Origin of the sequence: Dactylosporangium sp. NPDC051541 (genome assembly GCF_044454505.1) — a bacterium.
Classification (GTDB): domain Bacteria; phylum Actinomycetota; class Actinomycetes; order Mycobacteriales; family Micromonosporaceae; genus Dactylosporangium.
Map to the genome: position 1 here is coordinate 1 of NZ_JBITDU010000002.1, position 12,159 is coordinate 12,159.

Here is a 12,159-nt window from a genome sequence, read left to right on the forward strand (position 1 = left end):
GTTCAACCCGGCATCCCACGACCCGACCAGCTCAACATCGACCACAACCAGTCAACGAGCCAGCACGAGCGGAGCCACGACCTGCCGTTGCAGTATTAGCCGCGGAGCGCCTTCAGGACGTGGGTGCCGGTGCTGGTGACGTGGGCGCGGGCGATGCGGGTGGCGGCCGGGGCGTCGCGGCGGCGGATGGCGTCGACGAGGGCGGTGTGTTCGCGCAGCGACGGGTCGGCGCGGTCGGGGGCCACGGCGGAGCAGTAGAAGCGGGCCCGCAGGCTCAGGGTGCGCACGAAGCCGGTCATCAGGGCGTTCTGCGAGCACTCGGCGACCTGCACATGGAAGCGGGCGTCGAGCCGGGCCAGGGTCAGGGGGTCGGACGTGGCGGCCTGCTCGGCCAGGACCGCGTCGAGGGCGGCCAGTTGGGCGGCGGTGCGGCGGTCGGCGGCCAGCGCGGCCGACCGGGATTCGAGCAGCTGCCTGGCCTCGAACAGGTCGGCGAGCTCCTGCTCGTCGCGGGGGCGGACGAACGCGCCGGCGTGCGGGCGCAGCTCGATCCAGCCGTCGGCGGCCAGGGAGCGCAGCGCCTCGCGGACCGGGATGTGGCTGACGCCGAGCCGCTTGGCGAGGCTGTCGGCGTTGAGGTGGGTGCCGGGCGGGAGCAGCGACTCCAGGATCGCCTCCTGCAGCACGTGGCGGACGCGGTCGCCGGTGTGGCCGGTGCGCTCGCTGCGGGGCAGGGCCGGCAGGGCCTCGATCGTCACGGCGGCGATCCTATACGGACCTGGCGGCCGCGACCGTTACGAGCGATTCACACATGTGAAACAACGGAGTTATCCTATAGGACCATGATCTGGATCAGCCGGTTCGACGGGGACGAGGTCGCCGCGCGGCAGCGGGCGGCCGCCGACGGGCCGCTGCACGGGCGGGTCTTCGCCGTCAAGGACAACATCGACGTCGCCGGGCTGCCCACCACCGCCGCCTGCCCCGCCCTCGAAGGCCGGGTCGCGACCCGCTCGGCCACGGCCGTCCGGCTGCTGGAGGCGGCGGGTTCGGTACCGCTCGGCAAGACCAACATGGACCAGTTCGCGACCGGGCTCGTGGGGACCCGCAGCCCCTACGGCGCCTGCCACAGCGTCTTCAGCGACGAGCACGTCAGCGGCGGCAGCAGCTCCGGCAGCGCCGTCGCCGTCGCCGCCGGGCTCGTCCCGCTCGCCCTCGGCACCGACACCGCCGGCTCGGGCCGGGTGCCGGCCGCGTTCAACGGGATCGTCGGGCTCAAGCCGACCCGCGGCCTCGTCTCCACCGCGGGCGTCCTGCCGGCGTGCCGCTCGCTGGACTGCGTCACGGCTTTCACGCGGACCGTCGCCGAAGCCGCGACCGCCCTGGACATCCTCGCGGTGTTCGACCCGGCCGACCCGTGGTCGCGCCCGGCCCCGCCGCGGCCGCCGGCGCACGTCGCGGCCCGGCCCCGGGTCATCGGCGTCCCCGACGGCCCGCTCGACCTCGACCCGGAGCACGCCGTGGCCTGGAAGGCGGCCGTCGAGCACGCGGCCCGCCTCGGCCCCGTCGTACCCGTCCCGGTCGAGGACTTCCTGGCCGCGGCGGCGCTGCTCTACGGCGGCCCGTGGCTGGCCGAGCGGTGGGCCGGGTTCGGCGCGCTGCTCGACGCGGCCGGTCCGCACGCCGACCCGACGGTCCGGGCCGTGGTCACCCCGGGCCGGGACATCACCGGGGCGGAGGTGTTCGCGGGCCTGGACCGGCTGGCCGCGCTCCGGCGGACGACCGAACCGGTGTGGCTCGACATCGACGCGCTGCTGCTGCCGACGACGCCGGGGCACCCGCGGCTGGCCGACGTGGCGGCGGAGCCGGTCGTGGTGAATGCGCGGCTGGGGCAGTACACCAACTTCGTGAATCTTCTGGATTTGTGCGCGGTCGCCGTCCCGGCCGGTTTCCGGGCCGACGGGCTGCCGTTCGGGGTGCAGCTCATCGGGCCGGCGTTCGCGGACCACGCGCTGCTGGACCTGGCCGCACGCTGGACGGGCGAGGCGGCGGCCGCGGCGGACCCGGCGGGCACGACACTGCTCGCGGTGGCCGGGGCGCACCTGTCGGGCCTGCCGCTCAACGGCGAGCTCGTCCGGCTCGGGGCGGCGCTGGAGTTCCGGGCCCGGACCGCCGCCGGCTATCGGCTCTACCGGCTGCCGGGGCCGGGGGTGCCACGCCCCGGGCTGGTCGACACCGGCGACGGGCCGGCCGGCGGGATCGCGGTCGAGGTGTGGCGGCTGCCGCAGCACGCCGTGGGCGCACTGCTCGGCACCGTCCCGGCCCCGCTGGGGATGGGCCGGGTCCGCCTCGACGACGGCACCGAAGTCCTCGGTTTCCTCGCCGAGGCGCACCGGGTCCGCGACGCGACCGACGTCAGCTCGGCCGGCGGCTGGCGCCACGCGGCCGGCTGACCTGAGCCCATGCGCAGGATGCTGGTGACCGCGGCCTAGGTCTCCGCGGCATGAGACGACATCTCGGGCTGTGGCTCGCGGCCGTTCGTCGTGGTGGTGGAGGGTCTTGGCCTGGCCGACTGGGTGCCGTGGCCGGTGGCGCTGCTGGCCGGGGCCGGGTGGGCGGTGCTGATCGGGCCGGTGGCGTTCCGGCCCCGGTTTCAGGAGTCCAGCAGGGCCGCCGTCTCGGTTTGACCGAAGTGGTGGGCCCAGTCGAGCGGGGTGGCGTCGAAGCGGTGGTCGCGGAGGGTACGGTCGGCGCCGAGCGACAGCAGCAGCCGGGTCAGTTCGGTGTGGCCGTTCGCGGCCGCGTGGTGCAGCGCGGTCTCCCAGGGTGCTTCGACGGGGGCGTCGGTGCGGCCGTAGGCGTTGACGTCGAAGCCCACCTCGGCCAGCAGCGCGACCGTGGTGATCGGGGCGCGGGCGGCGGCCCATACGATGAGGCCGGGGCGGCGGCGCCGGGCCTCGGCGACCGTCTCCGCCGGGGTGGCACGCACGGCGTCGGCGTCGGCGCGGAAGGCGGCCGCGATGAAGTCGTCGACCGGGTCCGGGGCCGGTGGTTCGGCGCCGGCCGCCAGGAGGACGCCGGCGATCTCGGTGTCGCCGTTGAGCTGGGCGATCTCGATCGGGGTGCGGCCGTCGCGGGGGCTCCAGGCCGGGCCGTCGGCGGTGAACGGGGAGCGGAAGTCGACGCCGTGCTCGACCAGGAGCCGGACCCTGGCCGTCTGCTGGTGCTCGACCGCCCACCGCAGCAGCGTCCGCAGGGCCTGGGCCGGGTCGGGGAGGGTTTCGATCCGGCGCCGCCACGGGCCGCCGTCGCCGGTGCCGAGGCCGTATTCGAACAGCAGCTCCAGGTGGGAGTCGTCGGGTTCGAACATGCGGTTGTAGAGGGTCTGGGCGTCGTTCGGGTCGGCGCCCCGGTCGAGCAGGAGGCGGCCGAGGGCCCGCCAGTGCGGGTGGGGCGGCTGGCGGTGGCGGCCGAGTTCGCCGAGGCCGAACACGCCGGTGAGGAGCGTGAACGGGGACGGGAGGGCGTCGAAGAGGTAGCCGTCATCGGGGTCGGCGCCGGCGTCGAGGAGGAGGCGGGCGGAGTCCAGGACGCGGTCCTCGGGGATGTCGGGGTCGTAGCGGGAGTACACCAGGTAGAACAGCGGCCGCCAGCGCAGCGGGCCGCCCGGGTCCTGGGGCTGGGTGGCCAGGAGGTCGCGCACGTCGTCGGGGCGGGCGGCGGCCGCGGCCGCCCAGAGGCCGGCCTTCGTCAGGTCGGGGTGGCGGGCGAGCAGGTCGCGGGCCCGGGCCCAGCGGTCGGGGCCGTCGTCGCGGCCGTAGGACAGGCACGCCAGGCGGCAGAACTCGGCCGCCGGGTCCTGGGCCGCGACGGTGGCCAGGCCGGTGTCCCACTCGTGCTCGGCGATCGTGTTGACGTAGCGGACGAGCCGGGGCCAGCTGGCGAACCCGTATTCGCGGGCGACGACGAGCTGGGCCTCGTTGAGGCGGAGGTCGGCCTCGTCGGGGACCGGGCCGGGGTGGTCGCGGCGGATGCGCGCGAGGGCCTCGGGCTCGCCGGCGCGGGCGGCCCGCTGGAGGGCTCGGGCCTGGCGGCGGAGCTGGTCGAGGTCGGGACGGTCGGGCAGGCGCATGGTCGGCACGGCGGCCTCCTTTCGTGTGCCTGTGTCCGCGTCGCAGGCCGAAAGGAGAGCAGTGGTCGCGCATGGTGCCACCCCAGGTGGGCTGCGCCCATTCCCGCGGACCGGTGGCCGTCCTGGTGGCCGCGGTCAGTCTACCGCGAAGACGGCGGCGGCGATGGCCCCGGCGGTGCGGGTCCCGTCGACGGTGATGACCCGGTAGCCGAGGTCCCGGGCCTGGGCGGCCACGAGGCGGGCGAAGGTGGCGTCGCGGCGCATCCAGCGGTCGAAGGACCGCTCCGGCTCCGGGGTCTGCGCGACCAGGGCCTGAGCCCAGGGGCGGGTCGCGTACCAGTGGCGCTGGAACTGCTCGGTCGGGACCAGCCACACCGCGCGGTCGGCGGGGACGGCGATGCTGTGCAGGAGTTGCGGGAGCAGGGCGGCGCCCTCGGCCACGCCGTACGCGCCGGTGGCGAGGTCGGCGCGGATCAGCGGGAACTCCTCGCGGTAGAGCTCGAAGACGTCCTCGACCTGGACGTCGATCGGCTGGGCCAGGCGGTCGGCGACGCTCATCGCGGTCACTTTGCGCAGCGTCGGGCCGGCGTCGGCGTGGCGGTCGAAGGCATCGTCGCAGGAGTAGACCGCGACACCGAGCGCGGCCGCGACGGTGCTCTTGCCGGAGCAGGGCGAGCCGCCGATCCACCACACCCGATCAGGGTAGCTTCAAGTCACCCAGGCGCTGGTCGGGGTCGTCCAGGAGGGCGTGCAGGACGGCGGTGTAGCCGTCCAGGGTGTCCAGCATCGTCTGGCGTGGATAGATCGTCGGGTTGTAGTTCATGGAGGCGCCGCGGCGGTCGTGGCGGACGACGAGGCCGGGTTCGCCGCGTTTGGCCCACAGTTGGGTCGTGTGCTCGTCGAGGACCGTGCCGGCGGGTTTGCGGGCGCGGGAGCGGTGCTCGCGGCGGTCCGGGGGTGGGTCGTTGGTGGGGGCGGCGGACTGGAACCAGGAGTGGTACAGCAGCAGGAACGGCCACGGGCGCATCGTGTCGAAGGCGGGGTTCACGGCGCGGGCGATCTCCTGGAACGACGCCGTGTGCCGGACCGCCTCGTACATCGCCGAGCGGACCAGGCCGACGGCGTCGATGAGGCTGGTCGCCGGGTCGATGGTGGTGGCGATGTACACGTTGTGCGTGAACTGCCCCACGAGCTCCTCGGCGCCGGGCTCGTCCCGCCCGGCCGTCGCGGTGCCGAGGACGAGGCGGGGCCATCCGGTCCGGGCGCCGAGCAGGATCCGATACGCGGAGAGGTACACCAGGAACGGTGTGATGCGCTTCGACCGGGCGAAGGCGTGCAGCCGGCCGGCGAGGTCGCCGGTCATCGGCCGGCCCAGGGTCGCCTCCGCGGTCACGTCGGGGCGGGCCGGTGCCTGGTCGAACGGCCACCGCTGCGGCAGCGGGGTGAGGGTGCGCCGCCAGAACTCGTCCCGGCGGCGCCGATCCGCCGGGGCGAGGTCCGGGTCCGCCGTCGCCGCCGCGTAGGACAGCGGCAGCGGCGGCAGTGCCGGGCCGGTGCCGATCCGGGCCCGGTACGCGGCCCGCAGGTCGCGCAGCAGCACGCCGGTCGACCAGCCGTCGGCGATCAGGTGGAACAGGCTGACCGCGACGGTGTGCCGGTCCGCCGCCTCCCGCAGCAGCACGACACTCCACAGTGGACCGGTGCCGAGGTCGAAGGAGCGGCCGCGTTCGTACCCGAGGATGCTGCCCCGCAGCAGATCGCGCCGGGCCTGCGGGTGGGCCGTCAGGTCGGTGAATGCCAGCGGTGGCTCGAAATCGTCGGAAAAGCGAATCGACGGATCGTTCGCGACCGAATCAAATACGATTCTCAGTGCGTCGTGGCGCGCGCCGACATCCGCCACGGCATCGCGAAACACATTGACGTCAATGGACTCGTGCCACGTATTGGTTTCGAAAACGTTGTAGCCGAGCGCGCCCGGATCGGTTGGCGCGAAGCAGGTCACGAACTCCCAGAGCGTCTCCTGGCTGCGCGCCAGCCTCATGGGGAGTGAGGATCGTCGCGCCCGCCGCGCATTGTCAACCCCCGGCCCGAACATAGACGTTTCGAAAAACTTGGCTTCTCGGCAGCCCTCGACGATCACGGAAGAGTGAATTACCGTCGGCCCCGTGGCGATCGGGGGATGGCGCCTGCTGAGCAGCAGTGCGTCCAATGCACGGGCCGTGGTGGCGGTCGACTTCACGCTGGCCAAGGTCCGGGCCCAGGCCAACTTCGGGGACCTGGCCACGCACCTCCCGGCCGCCGTGACGCTGTGGGCGAGCGACGAAACCGGGTGGCCCGCGGAGCCCGGCGATCCCCGCGCGCACCTCGCCGCGTGGCGATCCCGGGCGGCCGCGCTGGGAAACTTTCACGCCGCCCTCGGATTCTGCGCCGGCGGTGCGCTCGCCGGCGCCCTCGCCCCGGCGGGCGCGCGGCTGGTCCTCTTCGACCCGGTCCTCGTCAGTGCCCGAACGATCGTCGAGCACTACGCCGACGCCGTGCGCCGCACCGGCGCCGAGCCCGACCCGGTCCCGGACGGTGACGCGGACGCCGACGACCTGGCCGCCCGCTACGCCGTCGTGGCCCGCAAGTTCCTCGCCGGGCAGGGCATCCCGGACGCCATCGTGGACCAGCTGTGCGGGCGGGTCGCGGTCAACCTGCGATACCTGGCGATGAGCAGGGCCGCCGGCCTCGAGGGACTGCGCCCCGACCGGCTCGTCGTGTCCCGCGACCACGAGGTCCCCGCACCCTTGGCGGACGTGCCGTGCGTGCGGCTCGACGTGTCCCAGGACGAGCTTCTCGCCACCCCGGCGGCCGCGGACGCCGTGGTGTCCGGGTCATGACCGCGCTGAGCCGCAAGGAGGAGGCGTTATGGCTGTTCCAGCGCCTCGCACCGGGCGTCGCCGTCGACAACCAGCCCCTCGCCGTGCGGACTTCGGCACCCCTCGACCCGGCCGCGCTGGAGTCCGCGACCGCTGAGATCCTGCGCCGGTACCCCACGCTGCGCACCCGATTCCCCGAGCGCGCCGGCCTTCCCCATCGCGAGACCGCCGAACCGGACGCGGCAACGGCCCTGGTCACCGTGCTCACCGCGCCCGCCGCGAAGCTCGGGACCGTCCTCACCGAGCTCGCCCTGCGCCCGTTCGACCTGACCACCGAGCTGCCGCTGCGCGTCTACGGCATCGCCCTCGACGAGGGCGGCAGCGTTATCTGCCTCGTCTCGCACCACATCGTCTTCGACGGCGCGTCCGGCGGCGTGGTCCTGCCCGGCCTCGCCACCGCCTACCACCGCATCATCCACGGGCTCCCGCTCGAGGCCCCGGCGGTGACGACGGTGTTCGAGGAGCCGCCGCCGACCGAGACGAGCCGGCGGTACTGGCTGCGGCGCCTCGACGGCGTCGACCCCACCCGCCTCGCGCTGCCGTCGGCCCGCCCGGAGCCGGCCCGGCCCACATTCGCCGGGGCCCGCTTCGAACGCGACCTCGACCCGGCCCCCGTGGCCCGGCTGCGGACCCGGCTGCGGGTCACCGACAACATGGTGCTCCTCGCCGCCTACGCGGCCCTGCTCGCCCGCCACGGCGCCGGCCCCGACCTCGTCATCGGCGTCCCCGCCAACCGCCGCCGCCCCGGCGCCCCGGCCGCCGTCGGCTACCACATCAGCACTCTGCCGCTGCGCCTCACCGTCGAGCTGACCCGCGGCTTCGCCGACCTCGCGGCCCAGGTCCGGGACCGCCTGGTCGAAGCCCTCGAACACGCCGACGTGTCGTTCGAGCACCTCCTCGGCGACCTGCCGAACGGCAGCTGGCGCTCGCCGCTGTTCCGGCACATGTTCAACTTCCTGCCCCCGGCCCAGAACGCCGCCCCCGGTGAGCTGCCCGACGCCGAGTGGGTGACCGTCGACCTGGGTGCCGACCGGCACGACGTGCAGTTCGTCGTGCTGCCCGCCCCGGGCCGGGTCGCGCTGCAGGCCGTGTACAGCACCGAGGTCCACGACGAGGACACGGTTCGCGCCCTCGCCGACCGGTTCGAGCTGCTCCTGGCGGCGGCCGCGGCGGACCCTTCGCAGCCCCTCGCCGAGCTTCCCTTGTGGACCGAGGCCGAGCGGCGGGTGATGTTCACTGCCGTTTCGATGGTACCGTCGCCGCCGGTCGCCGGTGTCATCGCCGAGCGCCACGAGGAGTCCCCGGACGCCCCCGCCCTCATCGACCCCGACGGCACCGTCCACACGCGACGGTCCCTGGCCGGCCGCGCGGCCGCCGTCCGGGCTCGGCTCGTCGCCGGCGGTGTCGGCCGCGGCGACGTGGTCGCGGTGGCCCGGCCGCGCGGGCTCGACCTGGCCGCGGCCGTCCTCGCCGTCTGGTCGCTCGGCGCCGCCTACCTGCCGATCGACCCCGGCCAGCCGGCCGCCCGGATCGCCGACCAGCTCGCCCGGGCCGGTGCGAAAGCGACAGTGGACCACGTCGAGGAGTCCACAGTGGACCCGGCCGGGCTGACCGCGGGTCTCCGGGCGGTCGAGCCGGACGACCTCGCCTACGTCATCTTCACCTCCGGCTCCACCGGGCGGCCCAAGGGCGTCGAGATCCCGCACCGGGCCCTGGCCAACCTGGTCCGGCACTTCGCGGACGCCCTCGACGTGCGGGCGACGGACCGGGTGCTCTGGCTGACGACGTTCGGGTTCGACATCTCCGCCCTCGAGGTGTTCCTGCCCCTCGCGCACGGCGGTGGTGCGGTCGTCGCACCCGACGCCGCCCAGACCCGCCCGGCGCTGATGCTCGACCTCGTCGCCCGCCACGACGTGGCCGTCGTCCAGGCCACCCCGACGATCTGGCGCCTCGCCGCCGGGGCGGTCGACGGGGAGCTGCGCGGCCGGCGCGTGCTGTGCGGCGGGGAGCCGCTCAACGCCGCCCTCGCCGAGCGGCTGCTGCGGAGCGGGTGCCGGCTGTACAACGTCTACGGCCCGACCGAGACCACGATCTGGTCCAGCTGCGCGCCGATCGCGGCCGGGGTCGCCGACCCGGTGGGCATCGGCACCCCGATCGCCGGGACCGTCTTGCACATCATCGACGAGCACGGCCAGGACGCCCTGCCGGGCCTGGTCGGTGAGCTGTGCATCGGCGGCACCGGCCTGGCCCGCGGCTACACCGGCGCCCCCGACCTGACCGCGCGGCGCTTCCCCGAGGACCCGGTCCGGGGCCGCCTGTACCGCACCGGCGACCTCGCCACCTGGCGCGCCGACGGCACCGTGACCCTCCTCGGCCGGGCCGACCGCCAGGTGAAGCTCCGCGGCCGCCGGATCGAGCCCGGCGAGGTCGAGGCCGTCCTGGAGCGCCACCCGCGGGTCACCGCCGCGGCCGTGGTCCTCGCCGGTGACCCGCAGGGCGACGGCCGGCTCGTCGGCTACCTGCAGGGCACCGGGGCCGACCCGGCCGAGGTGCGCCGGTTCGCGGCCGAGCACCTGCCGTACTACCTGGTCCCGGCCGACCTGATCGTCCTCGACGCGCTGCCGCGCAACGCCAACGGCAAGGTCGACCACCGGGCCCTGCCCGCACCACCGGCCCCGGACGTCCCCGAAGCCGCGCCGGATGCCACCGCGGGACCGGTCACGGCCCTGTTCAACGAGGTCCTCGGCCGCACCGACCTCGGCCCGGGCAGCAACTTCTTCACCAGCGGCGGGCACTCCCTCCTCGCGGCCATCCTGGCCGCCCGCCTCGGCGACGCCCTCGGCCGCGAGGTGTCGCTCCTGGACGTGTTCGACGCGCCGACCCCGGCGGAGCTGGCGGCCCGGCTGTCCTTGGAGGTGGACGCATGAGAACCGTCCCGGACCTGCTGCGGCAGGCGGCCCGGCTGGTCCCGGACCGGCCCGCCGTCGTCCTCGACGGCGGCGAACGGCTGACCTTCGCCGAGCTCGACGCCCGCTCCGACGCGTTCGCCCACGGCCTGCGCGAGCACGGGGTCGGCCACGGCGACCGGGTCGCGCTCGCGCTCGGCGGGGAGGCCTGGCCGCAGTACGCCGTCGCCTACTTCGGGACCCTGAAGCTCGGCGCCGTCGCGCTGCTCGTCGGCACCCGGTTCGGCCCCGACGAGCTGCGGCGGATCGTGGCCGGCTACAACGTGGCCCGTGTCGTGCGGGCCGGGGACGGCCTCGGCGCCGGCCACCCGCGCGAGCCGCTCCTCGCGGCCGTCGCCCCCGGTGACGCGGCCGAGGTGGTGTTCACCTCCGGCACCACCGACCGGCCCCGCGGCGTCGTGGCCACCCACGCCAACCTGCTGCGGGCCCAGGTCGCCTGGCCGAGCGCGGCCCGGGCCAACCAGCCGTGCGCGCACGCCCTGCCGGTCGGGTCGGTCGCGGCCCAGGCCGTGCTCCTCAACTGCGTCGGCGGCCAGCACACGCTCCTGGCCGCGCCCACGTTCACCGTCGCCGGGTTCACCGCCATGGCCGCGCGGGAGCGGGCCGTCACCGTCTGCCTGGTCCCGGCGATGGGGCACTGGCTGGTCCGGGCCGCGCCGGGGGAGACGACACCGATGCCGTCGGTCAAGGGCGTCAGCTTCTCCGGGGCGCCGCTGCCGGTGTCCATCATGGCCGACCTCACCGCCGTGTTCCCCAACGCGGCGTTCCACAACTTCTACACGTCCACCGAGACCTACCCGGCCCGCGTCGCCACCCGCTTCGACCCGGCCCGCCCGGACGCCGTCGGCCGCCCCGTCGGCTCCAGCGCCGTCCGCGTCACCGGCCCCGACGGCGCCGAGGTCCCGGCCGGGGCGAGCGGTGACGTGTGGCTGCGCGCCGGCGGAGCACCGCCCCGCCGCCTCCTCGACGCCGGGGAGGTCGACGTCCGCGACGGCTGGACCCGCACCGGCGACCTCGGCTACGTCGACGCCGGCGGCACCCTGTTCCTCACCGGCCGGGCCAGCGACATCGTCATCGTCGGCGGGTTCAACGTCTCCACCGCCCGCGTCGAACAGGTCCTGACCCGCCACCCGGCCGTCGCCGAGGCCGCCGTCTGCGGGGCCGACCACCCGGTGCTGGGCGAGATCGTCGCCGCGTTCGTCGTGCGCAAACGGGGCCACGACGAGGCCACGGCCCGGGACCTGCGCCGGCACGCCGCCGCCGAGCTGACGCGGGCCGAGGTGCCGGCCGTCGTCCGGCTCGTCGACGACCTGCCCCGCAACGAGGCCGGCAAGGTCGTCAAACGGGACCTGCCGGCCCTGCTCGACACCCCCGGCGCGGCCGCGTTCGTCGCGCCCGGCACCGACCTGGAGCGGGACCTGGCCGCCGTCTGGTCGGAAGTGCTGGAGACCGGCGCGGTCGGCGCGGCCGACAACTTCTTCGAGATCGGCGGCGACTCCCTCGCGGCCACCCGTATCGCCGCCACCGTCCGCGACCGGCTCGGCGTCGACGTCGACACCATCGCCGTCCTCGAAGCCCCGAGCGTGGCCGAGCTGGCGCAGTACATCCTGGAAAGGGACCACCGATGAGCGCACCACTTGCCGACCTCGACACCGCCGTCAAGGTGCTGCGGGAGCACCCCGGCGCGACCGGCGTCGCCGCGCTGCCCGCCCCGGACGGCCGCCGCGTCCTCGCCGTCGTGCCCGACCTGGCCACCGCCCCCGTCGACCTGCGCGACCACCTGTGGGAGGCCCTGGACCCGGCCGACCGCCCCGACGTCCTCGTCGCCGTCGACGCGCTGCCGGCCGGCACCACCGGCCTGGACCTCGAGGGCCCGGGCAGCCACACGTTCCGGGCCCCGTCCACCCCGACCGAGCAGGACCTGGCCGAGATCTGGGCCGAGACCCTCGGCCGGCCCCGGATCGCCGCCGACGACAACTTCCTCGACCTCGGCGGCGACTCGATGACGGCCGCGCTGCTGCTGGACCTGACGAACGAGCGCCTCGACGCCGACCTGACCCTCGGCGACCTCCTGTCGGCCCCGTCCCTGGCCGCGATCGCCACCCTGATTGACGAACGCCGGTGACCGAGCGGCGCCGGTGGCGTG

Annotated in this window: 10 protein-coding genes; 6 read left to right on the forward strand and 4 right to left on the reverse strand. The window is 75.2% G+C overall.

Annotated features, from left to right (window positions below; genetic code table 11):
* Positions 1-95: 95 nt before the first annotated feature.
* Positions 96-758, reverse strand: coding sequence for a GntR family transcriptional regulator (locus ACIA8L_RS08110; protein WP_395901820.1), 663 nt, complete (start codon positions 756-758; stop codon positions 96-98).
* Between ACIA8L_RS08110 and atzF the strand changes: the two genes are divergently transcribed.
* Positions 708-2,450, forward strand: a complete 1,743-nt coding sequence (gene atzF / locus ACIA8L_RS08115; protein WP_395901822.1) for an allophanate hydrolase — start codon at positions 708-710, stop codon at positions 2,448-2,450. The genes ACIA8L_RS08110 and atzF overlap by 51 nt on opposite strands.
* A gap of 96 nt (positions 2,451-2,546) precedes the next feature.
* The gene (locus ACIA8L_RS08120; RefSeq protein ID WP_395901824.1) at positions 2,547-2,684 is read left to right on the forward strand and encodes a hypothetical protein; all 138 of its coding nucleotides are present in this window, start codon (positions 2,547-2,549) and stop codon (positions 2,682-2,684) included.
* Here the strand turns inward: ACIA8L_RS08120 and ACIA8L_RS08125 are convergent.
* From ACIA8L_RS08125 to ACIA8L_RS08135, 3 genes are all read right to left on the reverse strand, one after another.
* Entirely contained in the window at positions 2,651-4,129 is a 1,479-nt protein-coding gene (locus tag ACIA8L_RS08125) for an ankyrin repeat domain-containing protein (RefSeq protein ID WP_395904139.1), read from the reverse strand. The two genes, ACIA8L_RS08120 and ACIA8L_RS08125, sit on opposite strands and share 34 nt — an antisense overlap.
* Before the next feature lie 135 nt (positions 4,130-4,264).
* Entirely contained in the window at positions 4,265-4,822 is a 558-nt protein-coding gene (locus ACIA8L_RS08130) for a hypothetical protein (protein WP_395901825.1), read from the reverse strand.
* 4 nt (positions 4,823-4,826) lie between these two features.
* A complete protein-coding gene (locus tag ACIA8L_RS08135; RefSeq protein WP_395901827.1) occupies positions 4,827-6,170 on the reverse strand; it encodes a condensation domain-containing protein in 1,344 nt (447 codons plus the stop codon).
* Between the two features lie 124 nt (positions 6,171-6,294).
* On the opposite strand from ACIA8L_RS08135, the gene ACIA8L_RS08140 reads away from it, so the two are divergent.
* The 4 genes from ACIA8L_RS08140 to ACIA8L_RS08155 are packed head-to-tail and all read left to right on the forward strand — an operon-like array spanning position 6,295 to position 12,138.
* Positions 6,295-7,008, forward strand: coding sequence for a hypothetical protein (locus tag ACIA8L_RS08140; RefSeq protein ID WP_395901829.1), 714 nt, complete (start codon positions 6,295-6,297; stop codon positions 7,006-7,008).
* The gene (locus ACIA8L_RS08145) at positions 7,005-9,974 is read left to right on the forward strand and encodes an amino acid adenylation domain-containing protein (RefSeq protein WP_395901831.1); all 2,970 of its coding nucleotides are present in this window, start codon (positions 7,005-7,007) and stop codon (positions 9,972-9,974) included. Before ACIA8L_RS08140 ends, ACIA8L_RS08145 begins: the two co-directional genes overlap by 4 nt.
* Positions 9,971-11,641 (forward strand): AMP-binding protein, encoded by a 1,671-nt coding sequence (locus ACIA8L_RS08150; RefSeq protein WP_395901833.1) that lies wholly within the window; start codon positions 9,971-9,973, stop codon positions 11,639-11,641. The genes ACIA8L_RS08145 and ACIA8L_RS08150 overlap by 4 nt, the downstream gene beginning before the upstream one ends.
* Positions 11,638-12,138 carry a phosphopantetheine-binding protein gene (locus ACIA8L_RS08155; RefSeq protein ID WP_395901834.1) on the forward strand — a complete coding sequence of 167 codons (501 nt, stop codon included), beginning with the start codon at positions 11,638-11,640 and terminating at the stop codon, positions 12,136-12,138. The genes ACIA8L_RS08150 and ACIA8L_RS08155 overlap by 4 nt, the downstream gene beginning before the upstream one ends.
* Positions 12,139-12,159: the final 21 nt, after the last annotated feature.